The organism is Hohaiivirga grylli (assembly GCF_039655745.1).
GTDB lineage: Bacteria > Pseudomonadota > Alphaproteobacteria > Rhizobiales > Beijerinckiaceae > Hohaiivirga > Hohaiivirga grylli.
Genome location: NZ_JBBYXI010000001.1, coordinates 869,881 through 890,847 on the forward strand (window position 1 = coordinate 869,881; position 20,967 = coordinate 890,847).

The window sequence follows — 20,967 nt, forward strand, 5'->3', positions numbered from 1 at the left end:
AGAAAGAGTTTGGAATGGCCCTACGTTTGCAATTCAACCTTACTGATTTTGAAAGCCGGTTCCGTGAGGTCCTCACGATGAAACGCGAAATATCGGAAGATGTTGATACGGCTGTTCGTGCAATCATTGCTGATGTTGTTGAACATGGTGATAAGGCGCTGATTGATTACACCAATCGGTTTGATGGGCTGGATCTTTCAAAGACAGGCCTTGCAATTTCTTCTGATGAAGTTGATGCAGCCATCAAGGTTTGCGAGCCTGATACTCTTTCTGCTCTTGAACTCGCAGCAGAGCGTATTCGTGTTTATCATGAACTGCAGAAACCACAGGATCATCAGTCAACTGATAGTCTCGGCGTGACGCTGGGATGGCGCTGGACAGCGCTTGAATCTGTTGGTCTTTATGTTCCAGGCGGTACGGCAAGTTATCCATCTTCTGTACTGATGAATGCCATTCCGGCAAAAGTTGCTGGTGTTGAGCGGTTAGTCATGGTGGTGCCGACGCCTCGTGGAGAGACCAATCCGTTGGTTCTGGCTGCAGCACGCCTTGCCCGTGTTGAAGAGATTTATCGTATTGGTGGGGCACAGGCTGTTGCTGCTTTAGCCTATGGCACAGACACCATTCAGCCTGTCGCGAAGATTGTTGGGCCTGGTAATGCTTATGTTGCGGCTGCCAAACGTCGGGTGTTCGGGCAGGTTGGTATTGATATGATAGCAGGCCCGTCAGAAGTTCTGATTATTGCAGACAAGCACGCCAACCCGGATTGGGTTGCCATCGATCTGCTGGCGCAGGCGGAGCATGATACCGCGGCGCAATCTATTTTGATAACGGACTCCATTGAGCTTGCTGATCAGGTGGAACGTTGCGTCGAGGCCCACCTTAAAACCCTGCCACGTGAAAAAATTGCCCGTGAGAGCTGGAATAACTACGGTGTCATTATTACGGTTGATGACATCAAAGACGCGCTTGCCTTAAGTAACCGTATTGCCCCTGAGCATCTGGAAATTGAATGCCAGAATGCGGATGAACTGGTTTCAAGTGTGCGCAATGCTGGTGCAATTTTCCTGGGCAGCCACACACCTGAGGCAATTGGTGATTATGTTGGTGGCCCCAATCACGTGCTGCCAACGGCGAGATCTGCACGCTTCTCATCGGGCTTGGGCGTGCTTGATTTCATGAAACGTACATCTGTTCTTAAATGTGATCGTCAGGCGCTTGCTGTTCTTGGCCCAGCTGCTGTCGCGCTTGGTAAGTCGGAAGGGCTGGATGCTCATGCGCGCTCTGTTGCAATCCGGTTAAACTAGTTTTTTGGTTTTGTGATCGGTTGTTATAGATTAGGATATCAGACAGGTAGTCAGTCCTGATAATTTGCCATGGGGATAGGATGGGCGAACGGGCCAAAAAAGAACGCCTCATTGCAGTTAAACTTGATGAGGAAACGCTTGCTCAGCGTAATGTTGAGCAAGAGCATGAGCGTATTGCTGCCATTAGTGATATTCTGGCAGATAACCGTTTTTCTGTCTGTGGTTATGATAATGGCCCTTATATTCTGTGTGTCGGTATTGTTGAGACAAAGCTTTACTTCGCGGTTTATAATGATGCCAAGCACCCCATTATTACCCACCACCTGTCACTGACACCCTTTCGGCGTGTGCTGCGTGATTATACGTTACTGTGCGATAGCTACGAAAAGGCAATTAAAAGTGGTTCCATAGCCCGCTTGGAAGCCATTGATATGGGGCGGCGTGGCTTGCATAATGAAGCAGCTGAAATTCTGTTAGGGCGTTTGAAGGGCAAGTTTGAGCTTGATTTTGATACGGCTCGCCGCCTCTTTACACTTGTTTTCGCTCTTTATTGGAAAGGTGATGATGTATGACCGATCCAAAACGGAAAGGCGGTATCCAGTCTGTCCTGTTTGCATGCAAGTATAATGCTATTCGCTCTCCAATGGCTGAGGCTTTAGCAAAACATTTTTTTGGTCAGAAAATTTATATTCAATCAGCAGGCGTGAAAGCCGGGCGCGATATTGATCCAATGGCTGTCGCTGCTCTTCAGGAGATAGGAGTTGATTGCTCCCGTCATAAAACACGGACAATATTTGAGCTGCGAGATACTGAAGGGCTGAATTTTGATTTGATTGTTACCCTGTCGCCGGAAGCACACCATTTAATTCTGGAAATGACCAGCTCCTTATCTGCCAATGTCGAGTATTGGCCAACTTTTGACCCGACAGCTGTACAAGGTTCTTACGAGAAAGAATTAGACGCCTACCGGCAGGTGCGGGAAACATTAACTCAGAACATTAAACAGCGGCTTTCAAGCCAGCCACTCTGGAGTGATGATATGGAGGTCTGAGCCTGTGGCCTTCTGCATGAAACATCTTGACTGGTGCTGCCAGATACATAATTTAGGCATGTTTCGTATTTAGATTGCGAACATATACCGGTGCCGGGCCCCTCTGGCGAGAGTTTGATACGGCGCTCTCGTGATGTCGGTACCGCCTGCAAATCAGCCGGCGGACTTTAAAAATGTCAAAAGATTCCATGCTTTTTGCATGTATTCCTCAGAATACGTGGATGTCTTCCCGTTCTGAAACACAATTATGTGTGATTGTTGTTGTGTCGGAAGGGGGACTGTTATGACAGCCCATTCCCATAAAGACGTGCTCGGATATTTCAAATGGGCTTTTATTGTAACAATTAGCGGATTGTTACTTGGCACATGGCTGGGATGGCAGACCACTGGTACTGTCACAGGTGCAACAACCGCGCTTTTTATTTGTGCGGTTCTGGCTGTTTTGGAAATATCCCTGTCGTTCGATAATGCTATCGTCAACGCTAATAAACTCAAAGATATGACGCCTGTTTGGCAGCATCGATTCCTGACCTGGGGTATCGTTATTGCTGTTTTTGGTATGCGTATTGTCTTCCCTCTTTTGATCGTGGTGATTGCAGCCAAGATCGGGCCATGGGAGGCTATTACGCTTGCAGCATCAAAGCCTGAAGAATATGCCCGGATTATGCAGGAAGCTCACCTGCCGATTGCCGCTTTTGGCGGTACCTTTTTGATGATGGTTGGGCTGAGTTATTTTTTTGATGCTGAAAAGACGATTCACTGGGTCTTCTGGCTTGAATCGAAAATGGCACGTTTTGCTGCCATTAAAGGAATTGAGATTGGTCTTGTCCTTGCATTGATTCTGATCTTCTCATCGTTCCTTACCAAAGAAGCCTCAGATGTTTTTATCCATGCCAGCCTTTATGGTCTTCTAACGTTTCTGACGGTTGAGGTTATTGGCGGCTTACTGGATGCATCACAGAAGACAATGAATGCGGCAGCAAAGGGTGGCTTGGGTGCCTTCCTGTATCTTGAAGTTCTGGATGCCAGCTTTTCATTCGACGGTGTCATCGGGGCCTTCGCATTGACGCAGAACCTTTTCATTATTGCAATTGGCCTTGGTATCGGTGCGATGTACGTCCGCTCCATGACAATCATGCTGGTTGAGAAGGGAACGCTGGTTCAGTACAGATACCTTGAGCACGGTGCATTTTACGCAATCGTTGTGTTGTCTGTTGTCATGTATTTCCAGACAATGTTTCATATTCCGGAGGTTATTACCGGTTTGGGTGGTGCTGTCCTGATTGGTATTTCGTTCTGGTCTTCTGTCCGCTTTAACAGGCCCGGAAGCTCAGCGAATGTCGTGAAGGGTGAGACACCGGAAAACAAGGCCATATAAAAATCAGCCGCAGGTGGCTTTGGCTGCCTGCGGTTAAATTTTACAATTTTCAGAGATTTACGATGGTACAGTTGGGTGGGCTCGAACCACCGACCTCCGGATCCACAATCCGGCGCTCTAACCAACTGAGCTACAACTGCCCGAACGACGGCTGGAACCTAGAAGCAAAGTGCGAACTTTGCAAGATGTCTTGTTGCATATCTGTACATTTTTCTTGTCAGTTTCGTCTTTTTTCCTAAAAACGCTGATTTAAGGCTGAAAAAATAGCGCGCATGCCAGTGGATTATGTGTCTGTTGCTCTGCTTGGTCAGGCATCTTGCCATTGCATGTAAGTAGCGGAAAACGAGCAGGTAATCCGATCAGGTATTGTTCTTGATGTACGTAATGACATCTTTTTCTTCCAGAGGTCGGGAGAACAGCCAGCCTTGGCCCATAGGGCAATTCAGCTTCTTGAGAAGGGCAGCCTGCTCCTTCCTCTCTATACCTTCTGCAATGACTTCGTATCCCCAGTAGTGGGCGAGTTCGATAATCGACGCAACGACAGCTTCGTCATCTTTGTTGGTCGTGATTTTTTCAACCAGACTAATATCTATTTTTACGTATTTGAATGGGTATGAGCGCAAGCGCATAATATTTCCATACCCGGAGCCAAAATCATCAAGAGAAAAACTTAAACCATCATCGACAAGGTTTTTCATAACTTCTAGCGCTTTGACTTTATTGTAGACCTGACTTTCCTCCGTCATCTCAATAACAACACGATCTTGCGGAAACTGTGCTGTTTCCAGAGCGTTGAGTACCAGTTTACGTAAGTTATGGTCTCTGAACTGTGTTGGGGCGATATTAAAAGCGAGAAAAAACTCTCCGGGCCAGGTTACGGCAATCTTGCTGGCTCTGCGGATGAGATTGCTTGTCAGATCATCAAGCATATTATTCTGTTCAGCATAGGGGATGAACTCTGCAGGGCTAATGTCTCCAAACTTGGAGCTTGACCAGCGCGCCAGAACTTCAAAACCCACCACCTGCTCATCTGCAAGGCGGATGACGGGCTGAAATACTGGACGTATTTCATTGTCCGCTATTGCTTCTTTTAGCGAAGCGAAAGCTCTATGTGCTACCGCTGATTTCATCCCTGTTCTCCACCAAGTATTGGTTTTCGCTTCGCTCGGTTAAATGACTTTCCCTTTGCAGGGGGATAAAATAAAATGATTATTAAACTCTCAAAAACAAGATCATGCTCCTTGAAAAGGAAGATTCTGTTCAGCATCAATAGATTCTAGAGATCGTGATTTCCGGTTTCTTTTAACCCGGTACAAATCTTCATCTGCCATAGCTATCAGATCATGTGTTGTTTCCTGATCTGAAGGAATAAGGCTTCCAATACCAATACTGATTGAAACAGAATTGTTATCCTGCTGCAATCGTTTGTTTAAGTCATGACAAAGAGTTGCCAGCCGCTTTTCAATTTTATCCGCAACAATCCGTGCCTTCTCTGAATCTGAATTTGGTAGCAAGACGGCAAACTCATCGCCACCGTATCTGATGGCAAGATCACCGGCCCGTCGTGCGCAATATGAGATGGCTTCACCAATTTTGGTAAGGACATCATCGCCCATTAAGTGACCAAATTTATCATTCAGGTCTTTGAAATTATCAGCATCAATCATGAGCATTGATAATGGTGCTTTGGAGCGTAAAGCACGTCTCCACTCATTCTCTATTTCTTTATTGAAATAGCGGCGGTTGTAGAGACCTGTCAGGCCGTCTGTGACAGATAGCTTCTCAAGCTTTGTCTCAACCGTTTCTCTGCGAATAATTTCGCGTCTGATGATGATGGCAGTTGCCAGTAAGGCGAGACATACAAGTGTGTTGACCGCTGCTGTAATGAATATGCGTCGATACCAGGCATATAGTATTTCTTTCTTGGCAATTGAGACGCCAAGAATGAGCGGCACATTCTTCAGATGCCTATAGGTATAAAGGTTTTCAACTCTATCAAGGCTAGTTCTTTCAACAAATGAACCTTGATCTGAGCTCGCTATTTTATGGTAAATAGCGGTTCTGGAGAAATCGTAGCCAAAAAAATTGTTATCGGGGAATCTGATCAGAAGAATACCGTTATCTTTGACAAGAAATATATGGCTTTTATCGCCAAGTGTCAGGTCCTTAAAGCTGTCGTAAATATATGAAAGGCTAATCTTTGCGACTGCAACGCCTGCAAAGCTTCCATCTGGAGCGGAAACACGTCTCGCTATTGAAATAGAAGGGTCTTCTTCCGCTGCCATGGTCGGGCAGAAAGTTGCTATCTGAGGCTTATCCGTTGCTTCCACCCTGAGATATTGAAAATAAGGGCAGTTGGCACTGCTTAAGTTCCGGGATGGAAAGCCGCTTGAACGGCTTGTGAGATTTCCATCCTTGTCAAAAATAAGTATTTCCTCAAGACCATGTGTCGTTGGGGCCATATTTAATAATATGGCTTTCTTTTCTTTTCCTGAAGTTTCAATTGTGTTGAATGACTGCAGGAAATCAACCGTTCTCTGTAAGGAACGATTATACAGCATAAAATTTTGCTCAAGTTCTCTAAGCTTTGATTGCAAAACATTCTCGGCAAATAGCTTATTAGACGTCCATTTGTCGTTATAGCCCTGCCATGCAACATAAAAGATCATGCTTGAGATGAAAAATATAAATAAAAGAGCAATAAATATAACATATTTCGAAAGAAAATGACTGAATTTTTCATAAACAAATCTTGCCATTGTTCAATCCGATATAAAAATATTCATTTGCGAATTCGTTAATTTCATCAGTCTCGGATCCTATTGGTTTAGCAGTCTGCTTGATATTTCATTCACAATGTTACGGTTGAGGTAATGAGGCCCGTCGTACAAATAGAGTTCATATCCTTGTAAAGCCTCTATCTGGGGTAAAAGTTCCGCGACGCTTGCAGGACGAAAACCGGCTGGGCCCATTGGTCGAAAAGCCTCAATGATTATGCGTAGCCTGTTTGCTCCCAGTTTTTTATATAAAGCATCAGCATACTGTCGAGCGACAGAGGCTTCGCGTGCATGGACGCCAACCCCATCCTGAAACAGAACTCCTACATTGCTAGGCAGCCAGCTGGTGAGCCAGTTTGTGAAATCCTTCGCCCCGATATTTGTGTTGTCATAGGCGCTAATCCATACCGGTTGTTTTAACCGAGAGAGTGCGGTTGCCATTTTGGGGGCATCATTCCATGTGGGATCAGCCTCTACAGGGAAATACCAGCCACGAATGTTAAGCGGTAATGGAGTTGCCTGAATTTTTAGCGAAAGCTCGGTTAGCTCTTCAAGTTGCTGACGTGCTTCGGGCTCTTGAAAACGCCCGGCAAGGCCCATGATCACGCTTTGTGCCCAGGGTTGTCTTGCAATACGCTGCCAGTCAGGCAGGTGAGGGGCGAGGCTTAAACCTGTGTTTGGAATAAAGGCAATGTCATCGACGACGCTCCACTGAACCAGAAGCTCTGTGATGCCAAGCTTATCCCAGTTGCCATCAATATCTATTGTTGCATTGTCAGGTTGCCATGCGATGCCTCTGATTTTAAAGGTGCTCGGGTTATGCTTGAGAAACCAGAAAAGGGCTGCCGCACCTGAAAGGCCAGCAAGAGAAGAGGCAAGCATCTGACGTCTGTTCACTCCTTATGCTCCTTTCTCTTTACTTTCGTGATGTGCCTTATGAGGGTCAGTAGGCTAAAGTTATGCCTGCAAAAACACCTTTGGCACGGTCATCTCCGGCAATTTTGAAACGGTACTGTACGTTGACATCCACATACGACATTGGCGCAACATATTTGTCTTCTCTAAACCAGTAACGGATGTTCAGGCCGGGGCCGGCACCTAAAGCTCCCTGGGTTGCAAGGGAACTGTCATAGCTTGCTCCCATTGCAACAAAAGGCGTGACAACAAGATTTCTGCTGATGCTGTCTATCCGAAAACTGTGACCGGCCCGTGCCTCAAGCGTGGCGATATTGATGTTGGTTTGTACGTAACGTCCTATTTCCGCGTAGAGCTGCCACATCCACCAGCTGGGGACATCAACCCGCAAATCAGTTCCACGGCCTTCAGAAAAGGCGATACGCAGCAGAACATCCTGACGGCTATGTTTGCCGATGGGGAACATCCTGCTTGCTTCGAAGATCAGATTATAAGTGGGGAATGGCTTCCACCGCGCACCGATGGCTCCCTGCATTGTTGAGAGACCTTTGGGGCCCTTGTTGTCACTCTGCAAGGTTGTAAATGTACGTGCAAAGATTTCAAAGATTGAACCGTTTCTGTAGCCAATCACAGGCGGTCGCCAGTAAATTTCCTGAATAGACTGAGTTGTGTTTCCGGTTGAAAGCGGAACGAATGAAGAGCCGGGTGCGCTGCCAACACTGCCATAAATGATACTGCTGTAAGCGCCCCATGTGCGAACCATATCTGCTGTTTCACGACGCAGGCCGAAAGCGTATTGCGGGTCTAGCGTAATCTCACCGGCTTCATGGGCATCTGTTGCACGCTTGAGATATTCGATGGCCTCTTGATTGTTGAACTGCTTCTTATTGGCGTAGGCCGCATCTATCAGCATTTTTCCTTTCAGCTGTCCCTGCTGGTCCAGTTTCTGGAAAAGTCTGCTTGCCGTTTCATTATCATCAACATGAGCTGCCAGATAGGCAAGGTCTGTATCAGACATGTTTCGGAATTCATTATCGCGCGCCTGTGCAAATAATGTCTGTGCTTCTTTCTTTTTTCCGATATCAGCTAGAAGACCAATCCGGGTGCTGAGTAGCGTATTGCGCTGGGCTGGTGTTGCGATACGATCGGCTTGGGCTAAAGCCTCTAAAGCTTCCTGTTTTCTGTTCAGACCAGCCAGGGCAAGGGCACGTCTTGTTAAAACATCATAGCTGTTTTCGTGTGCGAGGGGTTCGAGTACATCAAGGGTCTTTTGATAGTCCTTGGCGTTATTTGTAGAATCTGCAAGGGCCAGCAGGGCCAGACGTCGGTCTTTGTTTGTCGGGGCAAAACGCAGAGCTTCTGAAAAGTCTTGTATGGCAGCTTCCGAGTTGCCGGATGCCTGTCTGATATACCCTCTTGTCCGCAACAATTCCCAGTCTTTGCCAAAACGGGAAATAGCTTTGTTGACCTGCTGTTCTGCTCGTGAATAGTTTTTGGCAGCCGAGAGTGAGTTGATCAGAAGTAATTGATAGTTTCGGTTGCCTGGGGCAAGGCTGGCAGCTTTTTCTGCTGATGCGATGGCAAGTTTCCAGTTTTTGCTATTATAGGCGCGGTATGCCTGATCTGCTGCCTGTGCAGCAGGATCGGCATAGGTTAGGGCGCCGCTAGAACCAGCCGGCCTATTAAGGCGTTCAAGTTCTTTGCGCAGTGATGGATCATTGGTTTCTGCCAGAAAGGTCTGCACCTGATCTGCCGCAGCCTTTTTTTGTCCAGACGCCTCCAGTGCCTGAATGAGAAGTACTTTCAGGCGCGTCACATCCGGACGCTGCCTTATAGCTTCGCGTACTTTCGTAATAGTCGTTGCATAATCTTTACGCTGGAAAGCGCTATAAGCTTCATTGGCAAGAGTATAAGCCGGACCACTTAAGGGAAGCTCTTCGGTTTGTTGAGCATAGGATGGCAATGACAGACACAGGAGAACAGCTGCAACGGCACTGCTGTTTGCCCAGCTTGTCCGCTTCAGGTTCTTCTGTTGGGGTTCGCCTGTCCGCATGTCTCTAGCTCACCAAATGTTCTCTGCGGCGCTGCTGCTCCTGAATGGCTTTTTGCAAAGCATCCGCAGTGATGACGCCCTTTGAAACAAGAAACTCACCGATTCTCCCATCTTTGTCGGGAGAATAAATTTCCATCTGTTTATCGATATCTTCACGGTTGGCAAGAGCCATTTCGACCATGATATCGCCAAGTAATGGAACCTGCTGATTTCCCAGCTTCAGATCAGACGCTGCATTCTCGTTTCCTGCCGTTAAATATCTCAGACCTGCAACGAGCTCACTCTCGGAGATGATCCGCTGTTCAGGGGTATAACCAAGCTCGGCTGTAATATGTTCCAAGATTTTTGGATTTAAGGGCGCAATAACCCCTAAAATGACATGCTTTCCTTTTCCCTGTCCCAGAACGACAATACGTCCCCGAATGAGAATTTCTGCAGGCAGAATGTTGCGTCCTGATATAAGCTGTTTCTCGTCAACAACAGCCCGTTCCAGTGAAGACTGAAAAGCGATCGCTTCTGCCAGAGTCGTTTCATCAAGCCAGCCTTTACTGAGCAGGATACGTCCAAGTGGGGCGTAATGACGATTCTGGTCTTCCAGAGCCTGTGATAGCTTGGTTGGATCAATGGCATGCCATTCCACCAGAAGATCACCCAGACGGCGATGTTCCTTTTCTAACCCTTCTTCTGTTGGGAAATCATGCATCGTCTTGTCCCAGACAAGTTTTTTCCCAAGAATGAGATAGGATAGAAACTGTTTCCAGGCCCGGCACATGGCCATGAAGTTTACAAAGTTACCGACAATCATCCGTGGGATCGCCAGCAAGCCGTGTTCCCATCCAAAGTAGTTCGCCGTGAAGTAGACACGTTGCCCTGTGCGTAAAATAAGGGCAGCAAGACATATCCAGAAAACCCACTGTATCCAGCCATCAAAGGCGATCAGTGGTGGGTAGCGTGCCGTGATCCAGCCGCTGTTATAGGCCAGCTGAAACAGCATGAACTGAATAGCCAGAATATATGAAATAATGGCAATAAAGCAGGTTACAACGCCTTTCCTGTCCCGCAGAAGCAGGTAGCGGTCTGCCAATGTTCCATGCCACCCAAAGTGCTCCCATCCCTGAAAACAGATACCCAAAGACCAGCGGGCTTTCTGTCGATAAGATGTTTTAAAAGTATTCGGGAAAAACTCACGAACGCACAAAGGCATCTTCACGGTGTATTCGCGTTCTGAGCCATAGCCAAACCATGTCTGGCGTTTGACAATGTATGTAACCATGAAGCGGGCAATGATGGATTTCATGCCATGATTGGCCAGACGTACGCCAATATCATAATCTTCCGTGAGTGTCTGGGTATTAAAGGGCTGGTTGTCTGTCTCGCCGGCAAGGGTCAGCAATGCACGCCGTGAGAAGCAGGTTCCAACACCTGCTGAGGGCACCATTCCCGTCATGCTTTCACGGACAACGATATCCTTGCTATGCCACTCTGCAAATTCGTCCATGTACACGCCCGCAACGAGCTCATACCAATTGCGTTCAAGTGAATTAACGGGAATCTGGATGAGATCTTTTCGTGGCAGCAGGTAATTGAAGAAGCGCAATTCAAGCGGATGTAGAACGTCTTCACTATCATGCAGGATAACACCGGCAAATGTGATGTTCCTGACCTTTTCCTGATGGAAGATCGACTGAACGATCCAGTTGAGACAGTCTGCTTTGCAGGTTGGCCCGTCATGGGGAACTTCAACACGGATGAGCTGCTTGTAGCGTGATTTCATCCGCTCAACTTCATCGATTGTTGCCTGATCATTTTGGTATGTTCCGGCAAAAATCATATATGAGCGATAATCAAGCGTATTGACCATCCGCTCAATCATTGGTGCGATGACATCATATTCCAGCCATGCGGGCAGCATGACAGCGATATACTGCTCCGGGCGTTCAAGCAGCTGCTCTGCCTGCAAGGGCTTGTAAATCCGCTCGACGGTCAGAGCGCGTCTGATACGTCTTACCCAGTACCAGAGATCAATAAACAGATCATCAAGGCTGGAAATAAGGATCAAAACAGCCATAGCGGCAATCGTATACTCGAGAGCCCGGTAGCAATCAGCTATGAAGAATGGCCAGTAAAGTGACATCTTTGTTTCCAGCTATATGATCCCGTACTCCTGTTATTCTTTGGCTTCTTTCCGGCGACGCACAGAGCGCGCCCGTAATAAAAGCAGGAGGAAACTGGCAACAACAACAGCTGTTATCCATGGCAGATGTTTGAACCAGGAATATGGGTCGGCAAGTGACAGCGGATGTTCTTCATCCGTGGTGAAGAGATCGTCATCACTGTTTGTGTCAACTTGAGCAAGAAGTCCTTTTTTCCCAATGACAGCGATGGTTCCCCGACCCCACATGAATGGTTCATCAACTTTGAGGAAGTCACTGCCTACAGTTTTATAAATCAAACCCGGTTGTTTGGTGCCGGATGCAACCTGAACAACAGCCAGATTATTCAGACCTGTCACATCATACAGGACCGATCCATCTTTCTCTGTCAGAACAAGTCTGTCATTCTGGACATCAACGCGCTGGGTTAAGCCTTCAACAGCCGTATCGAAGGCAATGAATGGGCCTTCAGGCTTAACACTTTTAGCGCCGGTATCGGATGAAAGAGTAGCGGTTTGAGGAGCGATGCCGCTCACGGATGCTATGCGGATGAGACCCGGCAGGGATGTCGATGCTTCACTCATCCATTTCTGCGGAACAAAGAGTGTCGTATTGCCTGCAAGCTGGCCGATGAGGGTTGCAAATCCGTTGACCTCTGGTCCGGCTTTAATATTGAACCGGCTACTGGGAAGAACGGCAACGGGGTAAGCCTGCGGTCTTTCTTTGCAGCCGTTATAATATCGCTGACGTAAGAATTCTACGCGCAGCATATTACGAGGAAGTAAGGCATAGGCCGGAATCCATGCTGTAAGCTTTTCCCGGTTTCCTTGTGCATTCATCTTCTTGGCGCCAAGGAGATAATCATTCAGATAAACTGCAACCACAGGAGAAACTTCTGAGGCTCCGGGTGAGACAACCAGATCAAGATCAACACTTCCGGGGACTTTTCCGGGGACGCCAACATCGGCTAGATCAAATGCAGCGTTCCAGCTTCCGCGCTCAATGATATCAAGCGTGTTGGATGTTGAGCCAAAAACGGATCGTGACAGATTGTCGGCACCGTTTGTTGGCCTGACAACTTTATTGGCAATCAGGTTTGAAGTGACAGCAGTCTGCCTCCAGAAACGGTCAAACAAACCGGATGCTGCTCCGCCTGCCTGAGAACCAATCGTAATGGCATAACGTCCGGCAAGGGCGCCGAAATGAATGGCCTTGGAATTTGCAGCATCTTTGGTAGTCGGGATTGCTGAAAATTGGGATTTTCGTAAATCCGTAAATACTTTTTCTGCTTCAGGATCACGTGTCCGAACCTGATCTGCAAGGTTGCTGAAAGCTTGGTCAATCGCTGTGACAAGCGCGTCATCGACAAGGGCAATATCAGCTTGCCCGCCTGCCAGTGACATCAGTAAAAATGCCGCAGCTTCCTGCGGGCTGGATAACGTATGTGTATCACCAGATGACAAAGCTGCGAATGCGGGAATGGCAAGCAGCTCTTGAGGAATATTCAGCTCTGAAAGATCAACTGTATCACCCTGTTGGGGAATGCTGATAATGGAGACATCTTTGCCTGCACGTTCTAACGCGACACCGATGCGCCAGGCTGAATCGTAGCTGTCCTTGCTGAGGGATTTTCCTGAAATCAGAATTTTAACTGACTGTGGTAATGCCATCCATGCGGTGTACAGAGAATTGATTTTTGAACTGTCAAAGCTGTAGCTGAGAGTCGTTGAAGGCATCACCTGAACGATGTTGCCGATGGCCAGCTCATCATGACAGACATTGTCATCAATGATTGAGGACCATTTCAGACCCAGCCGGACAAAGCCATTAGGGCGAGGTGAGCCGTCAACACCTATACTGAGGCTGGCATCACCATTGTCGCCTGAGAGTGAACGTGAAGAAACGGCATAACCATCAAGAGAGACAATGAATGTGGTTCTGCCGCCTTCAGGGCGCATGTAATGGCTATCAAGCGCCAAAGATGCATCAATCAGTGGAACATCCGGAGGAACGGGAAGGTAAAACTCTTTTGTTGAATCCTGAACATTCAGGCCAATTGGTTGTCTGATACCAACCTGCTTGAGATCAATCTGCCGTGAGACAATAGGATTGGACAGGAGTTTCTTAAAAGTATCTGCGATTTCTCCTGCAACGGCTTGCCCGTTTACTGATGTCAGCAGGAACAGGCTCCAGACTATAGAAATGGCGGCGTTGGATGGTTTCAAACGCATATCTCTCAAACTCCAACTCATACACACAGTTTTAAGAACAGGATACAATTTCATTGGTTGCCGGTGGGGGCTATGGGATAAATTGCTTGAAAGGCTCTCCTAAAAGAGAGGAGACGATGCGCTGTGATGCCTTTCCATCTCCATAAGGATTGATTTTTCTGGCAAAGCTTGCGTAGTGATTTTTATCATCCAGCAGCTGATTAACATTCTCGATAATCTGCTTTTTGTCGGTTCCAACCAGCTTTACGCAACCGGCCGCCACAGCTTCTGGTCGTTCAGTGACATCACGCATAACGAGCACAGGCTTACCAAGAGATGGGGCCTCTTCCTGTACGCCGCCGGAGTCCGTCAAAATGATATCCGAACGCTGCATCAGATAAACAAACAGCAGGTAATCCAGAGGCTTGATCAGATGTACATTATGGCATCCTGCGAGAGATTCTCGGACAGGGCCGTCCACATTGGGGTTAAGGTGAACGGGGTATACAATATCAATATCCGGGCGTTTGGAGAGCTCGGCAAGAGCCTTGCATATATTGCTGAAGCCATCCCCGAAACTTTCCCTGCGGTGTCCTGTGACGAGTAGCAGACGGTTTTTAGGGTTGATGAATGAAAACTGCTCATCAAGCTGGCTCTTTAACACTGGGTCATTGGCAATCTTGTCGACTGTCAGAAACAGGGCATCAATCACAGTATTACCAGTAATTATAATTTCGCCGTTCAGTTTTTCCTGTTTAAGATTTTGCGCAGACTGCTCGGTCGGAGCAAAGAGTTTGGTTGAAACAACATCCAAAACCCGCCTGTTCATTTCTTCCGGCCAGGGCCGTGTTACGTCATAGGTTCTGAGACCCGCTTCCACATGCCCGATCTTGATACCGCGATGGAAGGCTGCAAGGCCAGCTGCCATTGCTGTTGTGGTATCGCCGTGAGCGAGGATCATATCAGGGTTGGTGTCTGCCAGAATTGTATCAAGTTTATCGATAACGCGGGTTGTGAGGCCATTCAGTCCTTGATTGGGTCTCATGACGGCAAGGTCATAATCAGGATGGATGTCAAATAGTTCCAGAACCTGAGTGAGCATTTCACGGTGCTGGCCTGTGACACAGATATGGGAGTGAATGCCTGACTCTTTGGCCAGTGCTTTTACGACGGGAGCCATCTTCACAGCTTCTGGTCGTGTACCAAAAATAGAGAGAACACGCATAGTCGTCCCTGCCAATCAAACGCTGAGGTTACCAAGGCTATTGTGGAGCATATAGTATTCTGTTCTACAAAATCCAGATAAATATATATATTTATTTTTGCAATATTTTTCAGTGTCTTATAAGAGAATAATTTACTTCAAGAGTGGCTGTGTACAGATTAAAAATGAGGCCTCTTGGCTCAATTACATGAAAGTGAAGATGATACGTCTTCTAAAATTATTAAAGAGATTGTTGGAAAACGGCCAGACGTTAATAATTCATTAACCTTTACAGGAAGTAAATAAAGACACAGATTGTTATAAGCCGTCATGTGCGTATTGATGGAAGGTGTTGCCGATTTTTTAGGATATCTCGGAAGCACTTGCTGGAGCCGTAATGTCATCTCGCGTTAAAGATATTGAAACTGCAATTGAAAAGTTGGTTGAAGAGCCGGCTTTTTCTGCATTTTCCGGAGATGATGCAGGTATTCTGGTCTGGTCTGAAGATGGCAGGCATATCCTATGGGCCAGTCAGGCGGCACAGCCCTTGAAGAATGCTCTCGCAAAAGGAGAACATGGTGAGGTTGCTCTGCCAGAGCTGGAGGCTGCAAGAATACAGGCGCTTGCCTCTGGGGCTGCTCCGCAGCAAGGTATGCAGCTGGAGCGTCTTCGTCTCAATCCGCTTCGTTACTCTGCGCCGCTCACATGTGCCTGCCGACTGATTAATGTGCATTCCTACGGAGATCTTCTGGTCACTGCAATTGCGGGTCAGGTTCCGCTTGCTGGAGAAGGTCAGTCTGTTATGGCGCAAGAAGCTTTGCCTGATGATCGTGTTGGTCTGTTACAGAAAAAGCAGACAATTCGTTTTATCTGGCAAGCTGATGCCAATTTACGGATTACATCTGTTTCTGATGCACTGGCTGAGGCTGTTGGTGAAAAGTCAGCTGATATCATTGGTCAAAGATGGCCCGAATTACTGGCCCGTCTTCGTCAGGAAAAGCCGGGTGTTATTCTCAGTCACCTTGAGCAGAATGAGACATGGAGTGGCGAAGTCGTTTTCTGGCCAATTGATCAAAGCCAACATGAGGTAGGGGTTGAACTTGCGGGCTTCCCGGTTTTGGGGGCGAGCCGTGAGCTTGTCGGCTATCGCGGCTTTGGGTTGTGTCGGGCTGATACACTGGTCAGAACAGGGGCTTCAGTTTCTGTTAAAGAAGTTGCCAAAGATAAGCCGGCAAAGGTGAAGGTTCCAGTTTCTGCAAAGGTCGCCCTTCCTGTCCCTGATAAACGCCTGTCAGATGCCGACAAGCTGACATTGGGTGAGATTGCACGTACCCTTGGTGGGCCGATCATGTCTGGCCCGTCTGGGAAGGTAACTGAAAAACATAAGAGCAAACATTCTTCTCCTGAAAAAAGGGACGTTGAGATACCAACAGTCTCTTCACCGGCTATTCTGCATTCGGAGAAAGAACGCGTTGAAACGCCTCCGCAAAAAGCAGAAGAGCTTATGGATCTGTTACCGACAGGCGTTCTGATCCACAGAGGGGAAGATGTCATTTTTGCCAACCGGATGCTCTTGCAGATGGTTGGTTACCCCAATATTGACAAGCTGGTGAATCTGGGTGTTCTCGGGCTATTTCGCGATAGCCCTGTGCTCTCCGGTGGCGGGACGGATGCTCCTTTTGTTCTGACTAATGCAGATGGTGAAAAGGTTGCGGTTGAAGTTCGGCTATCGACTGTTGAGTGGAAGGGAATACCTGCCAGCCTGATGCTCATCCGTCAGTCTGCCGAAACGAATATGGTGGACCAATTACGTAAGAGCGAGCGGGACAGTCATGAACGGGGCGAGCGTATTCGTGAACTTGAAGCCATTCTGGCTACGGCAACAGATGGTATTGTTACGCTCGATGAGACTGGTTCAATTCTGTCATTAAACAGTTCTGGCGAAGCATTGTTTGGATATGATGCACGTGAGGTTGTTGGCGAGCCGATAACCACTTTGTTGGCTGCTGAAAGCCATATTGCAGCTCTTGATTATATTGATGGTCTGCGTTTGAGTGGTGTCGCAAGCCTGCTTGAAGGTGGAAGAGAAGTAACAGGGCGCGTCAAGCAAGGCGGAACAATTCCGCTGTTCATGACGATTGGCCGGATTAATGATCTGACATCGCGTAAGCTCTGTGTTGTCTTGCGCGATATTACAGCCTTTAAGAAAGCCGAGAGTGAGCTGCTTGAGGCGAAGCGGGCCGCTGAGGAAGCCAGCGAACAGAAGTCTGACCTGCTCGCTAAAATCAGTCATGAAATCCGCACTCCCCTGAATGCGATCATCGGTTTTGCTGAGCTGATGATGGAAGAGCGTCTTGGCCCTATTCATAATGAGCGTTACAAATCCTATCTGAAAGATATGCATACCTCGGGTACGCATGTCATGAGTCTCGTTAATGATCTGCTGGATCTGGCAAAGATTGAAGCAGGCCATATGGATCTCAGTTTCAGCAGCGTTCATCTTAATGAGCTTGTGGCCAGCTGTGTCGGCTTAATGCAGCAGCAGGCAGCCAATGGTCGCATCATCATGCGGACGAGCTTTGCACATAAGCTGCCGCCTGTTGTGGCTGATGAACGCTCTGTTCGGCAGATTGTTCTCAATCTTGTATCAAATGCCATCAAGTTTACCGATGCCGGTGGTCAGGTCATCGTGTCTACCGCAATGACCGATCTCAATGAAGTTGTGATCCGTGTCAGGGATACGGGTATCGGTATGAGCAGTGATGATATCATTGCGGCGATGGAACCCTTCAGGCAGCTTGCAACCTCGCGCCAGCGCGGTGGAACCGGATTAGGGTTGCCTCTGACGAAAGCCCTGATTGAAGCCAATCGCGGGTCTTTCGAAATTACCAGTGCCCCAAGAGAGGGGACACTGGTTGAGGTTGTCTTTCCACCAACCCGGGTTCTTGCAGAATAACCTAGACCATCGGTTGTGTTGCAGCTAGGTAAAAGGCCAGTTACACCACTTGTCAGAGGATAAGGCTGGTTATGCAATAATCAATATTTGCAATAACCATGCGATTTTCTGGTATGGTCATTCGAGGGCCAGAGCTGTTTCAAGCAAAAATGCTAGAAGGGTTGCTGCTACTCGAAGAAAAGTTTTAGCGGGGTTTCCATGAGCACCTATCGTCTGGACAAAGTGTTTGCACCCAAATCGGTTGTTCTGGCTGGTGTGAGCCATCGACCTGATACATTGGGGCGCGTTGTCCTGAACAATATCCGTCTCGGAGGCTTTAAGGGGCAAATCTATATCGTCAATCCTAAAGGTGGCGAGATAGATGGTTTCCAATGCTATACAAAAATTGATGATTTGCCGGAAGTTCCGGAACTTATGGTTGTAACAGCTCCGCCAACCGCTGTGCCATCACTGGTTGAATCTGCCGGTAAAAAGGGCATCAGTGGGGCTGTGATTATGACGGTTGGCGCCGGTGAAAACCCAAAGGCTCTGGAAGCAGAAATCCGGAAGATTGCCCGTCCTTATGGAATCCGGATTATTGGGCCAAACTGCATCGGGTTACTGGCACCATCCGCTGGCTTGAATGCCAGTTTTGTTGCAACCAATATTATGCCGGGTGATCTTGCTCTGATCTCTGAATCCGGCGCTGTCGCCAGTGCTGTTGTTGAGTGGGCTGCTGGCCGAAATATCGGTTTCTCATCTGTCGTCTCTCTTGGAGATAAGGCTGATGTCGACTTCGGTGATTGCCTCGATTATTTTGCAACAGACCGCTATACGCGTGCCATCCTGCTCTATGTCGAGAACATTCAGGATGCCAAAAAATTTATGTCGGCGGCCCGTGTCGCCGCCCGTGCCAAACCTGTCGTTGTCATTCGCTCCGGTCGTTATGAAAAACGCGATGAAGAAGCCCGGACAAACTCTGCCGCACTTGCTGATATCGACAGTGTCTATGATGCCGCCTTCCGTCGGGCCGGTCTTCTGCGGGCTTATGATCTTGATGAGGTTTTTGCCGCTGCTGAGACGCTTTGTCATCAAAAGCCGTTTCAGGGAAACCGTATTGCCGTTCTCACCAATGGCCGCGGTATTGATATGCTGGCTATGGACCGTCTCAAAGACCTGGGCGGGGTTGCAGCTGAACTTTCTGCAGAAACCATTGAGAAGCTCAATGAGGTTCTTCCAGATGCCTGGTCTCATGCTAATCCGGTTGACATCATTAATGATGCAGATGCTGAGCGTTATACCAAAGCGCTCGAAATTCTGCTGGCGGATGACAACAATGATGCAGTGCTGATTATGAATGTGCCAACCGCCTTTGCGATGGCACAGACGACAGCCCGTGCTGTTGTTGAGACTGTTAAAAATGATCGTGTCTCAGGTTACCATAAGAAGGCTGTCTTTGCCTCATGGCTTAGCAGTGATGCACTTTCTCAGGCGATCTTCGATAGCGCCGGTATTCCCCATTTTACAACAGAGGCTGATGCCATTCGTGGTATGATGCACCTTATTCATTATCGGGAAGCCATTGATAGTTTGATGGAGACGCCTGCAAATCTGCCTGCAGATTTGATCCCCAATACTTCTATCGGGCGGGATATTGTTGAGCGGGCTATTGCAGAACACAGACAATGGCTGAACCCGGTTGAAGTATATCAACTGTTGCGGGCCTATGGCATTCCGTCGGTTCCTGTTTCTTTTGCAACCAGTGAAGCAGAAGCTGTTACAGAAGCGCGAATACATCTTCAGCAGGGACATGCCGTTGCTCTTAAGGTGTCATCGCCTGATCTGATTAATCAGAATGATATCAGTGGCGTTATACTTAATCTGCGTACTGAGCAGGAAGTCTATGAGGCGGCACATAAACTCCTCTCTGAAGTACGTACGTATAATCCAGGTATGCGCGTAAAGGGGTTGACCGTTCAGCCCATGATCCATCGCTCAGCCGCCCGCAATGTTATTGCGGGTATTGCGGATGATCCTATTTTTGGTCCTGTTGTCGTTTTCGGGCGCGGTGGTGCAGCTGCTGAAGTCGTAAATGATAAGTCGCTTGCCTTGCCGCCGCTTGATATGAAGCTTGCTCATGAAATGATAGGGCGCACACGTCTGGCCGACCGTCTTAAGGCATATAAGGGAACGCCAGCTGCTGACGAAAATGCTTTGGCTCTGACATTGGTTAAACTGTCCCAGATGTCTGCGGACCTGCCGCAAATTCGTGAAGTTGATCTTAATCCGATTTTGGCAAATGCAGAGGGTGTGATTGTTGTCGATGCTGCCGTGTCTCTGGCTCCGCTCGAGGCTCCACACAGTGGGACTAATCCACGGTTTGCAATTCGTCCTTATCCCAAGGAATGGGAACGCACCATTACTGTCAAAGATGGCCGCTCCTTCTTTATCCGCCCCGTACGGGCGGAAGATGAGCAGCTTTATATCGACTTCCTGAAAAATGTAACTCAGGAAGATATGCGGATGCGGTTCTTTGCGCCAGTGCGTGACTTTAACCATGCCTTCATGGCAAAGCTTGTGCAGATTGATTATTCCCGGGCTATTGCGTTTACTGCCATTGATCAGACAACAGGGCAGGTTGCCGGTGTTGTCCGTGTGCATGCGGATGCAAACCTTCACACCGGTGAATACGCCATTCTTCTGCGTTCAGACATGAAGGGCATGGGGTTAGGCTGGTCCCTGATGGGGCAGATGATCGAATGGTCGCGGGCGGAAGGTCTACAGTTTGTTGAGGGACAGGTCCTGCGTGAAAACAAGGCTATGCTTGATATGTGTCGTCACATGGGCTTTGGTATCAGCACTGACATGGATGATCCTGACCTGAAGATTGTGAAGCTTGATATCAATGCGATTGATCAGCAGAAAATGACGCGAGCGACATCCAAGGTTCTTGGCGAGACAAAAAAAGAGGGGCAGTAGCCCCTCTT

General features: G+C 48.0%; 13 protein-coding genes and 1 tRNA gene. 6 read left to right on the forward strand and 8 right to left on the reverse strand.

The features are described 5' to 3' along the window. Positions 1-14: 14 nt before the first annotated feature. From hisD to WJT86_RS03805, 4 genes are all read left to right on the forward strand, one after another. Positions 15-1,304: a histidinol dehydrogenase gene (hisD, locus tag WJT86_RS03790; protein ID WP_346336147.1), complete on the forward strand. Its 1,290-nt coding sequence runs from the start codon at positions 15-17 to the stop codon at positions 1,302-1,304. An 80-nt stretch (positions 1,305-1,384) separates the two neighbouring features. After that, complete coding sequence (locus WJT86_RS03795) at positions 1,385-1,876, forward strand: UPF0262 family protein (RefSeq protein WP_346336148.1); 492 nt, start codon at positions 1,385-1,387, stop codon at positions 1,874-1,876. Further along, positions 1,873-2,355, forward strand: a complete 483-nt coding sequence (locus WJT86_RS03800; RefSeq protein WP_346336149.1) for an arsenate-mycothiol transferase ArsC — start codon at positions 1,873-1,875, stop codon at positions 2,353-2,355. The genes WJT86_RS03795 and WJT86_RS03800 overlap by 4 nt, the downstream gene beginning before the upstream one ends. 283 nt (positions 2,356-2,638) lie before the next feature. After that, positions 2,639-3,733 carry a DUF475 domain-containing protein gene (locus WJT86_RS03805; protein ID WP_346336150.1) on the forward strand — a complete coding sequence of 365 codons (1,095 nt, stop codon included), beginning with the start codon at positions 2,639-2,641 and terminating at the stop codon, positions 3,731-3,733. Between the two features lie 63 nt (positions 3,734-3,796). Here WJT86_RS03805 and WJT86_RS03810 read toward each other — a convergent pair. From WJT86_RS03810 to wecB, 8 genes are all read right to left on the reverse strand, one after another. Next, positions 3,797-3,873 (reverse strand) — tRNA-His (locus tag WJT86_RS03810). Positions 3,874-4,092: 219 nt separating this feature from the next. Further along, positions 4,093-4,863 carry an EAL domain-containing protein gene (locus WJT86_RS03815; protein ID WP_346336151.1) on the reverse strand — a complete coding sequence of 257 codons (771 nt, stop codon included), beginning with the start codon at positions 4,861-4,863 and terminating at the stop codon, positions 4,093-4,095. Between the two features lie 102 nt (positions 4,864-4,965). Then, positions 4,966-6,294, reverse strand: a complete 1,329-nt coding sequence (locus tag WJT86_RS03820; RefSeq protein WP_346336152.1) for a sensor domain-containing diguanylate cyclase — start codon at positions 6,292-6,294, stop codon at positions 4,966-4,968. Between the two features lie 258 nt (positions 6,295-6,552). Next, entirely contained in the window at positions 6,553-7,407 is an 855-nt protein-coding gene (locus tag WJT86_RS03825) for a DUF4434 domain-containing protein (RefSeq protein ID WP_346336153.1), read from the reverse strand. A 46-nt stretch (positions 7,408-7,453) separates the two neighbouring features. Then, positions 7,454-9,478 carry an NfrA family protein gene (locus WJT86_RS03830; RefSeq protein WP_346336154.1) on the reverse strand — a complete coding sequence of 675 codons (2,025 nt, stop codon included), beginning with the start codon at positions 9,476-9,478 and terminating at the stop codon, positions 7,454-7,456. Positions 9,479-9,482: 4 nt separating this feature from the next. Continuing rightward, positions 9,483-11,612 (reverse strand): glycosyl transferase family protein, encoded by a 2,130-nt coding sequence (locus WJT86_RS03835; protein ID WP_346336155.1) that lies wholly within the window; start codon positions 11,610-11,612, stop codon positions 9,483-9,485. A gap of 33 nt (positions 11,613-11,645) precedes the next feature. Then, complete coding sequence (locus WJT86_RS03840; protein WP_346336156.1) at positions 11,646-13,862, reverse strand: hypothetical protein; 2,217 nt, start codon at positions 13,860-13,862, stop codon at positions 11,646-11,648. Between the two features lie 70 nt (positions 13,863-13,932). Beyond that, on the reverse strand, positions 13,933-15,066 hold the full coding sequence (gene wecB / locus WJT86_RS03845) for a non-hydrolyzing UDP-N-acetylglucosamine 2-epimerase (protein WP_346336157.1): 1,134 nt from the start codon (positions 15,064-15,066) through the stop codon (positions 13,933-13,935). A gap of 376 nt (positions 15,067-15,442) precedes the next feature. Here wecB and WJT86_RS03850 point away from each other — a divergent pair, with 376 nt between their 5' ends. Both WJT86_RS03850 and WJT86_RS03855 read left to right on the forward strand, forming a co-directional pair. Further along, complete coding sequence (locus WJT86_RS03850) at positions 15,443-18,001, forward strand: PAS domain-containing sensor histidine kinase (RefSeq protein WP_346336158.1); 2,559 nt, start codon at positions 15,443-15,445, stop codon at positions 17,999-18,001. A gap of 198 nt (positions 18,002-18,199) precedes the next feature. After that, entirely contained in the window at positions 18,200-20,959 is a 2,760-nt protein-coding gene (locus WJT86_RS03855; RefSeq protein WP_346336159.1) for a bifunctional acetate--CoA ligase family protein/GNAT family N-acetyltransferase, read from the forward strand. The last annotated feature ends 8 nt before the right edge of the window (positions 20,960-20,967 follow it).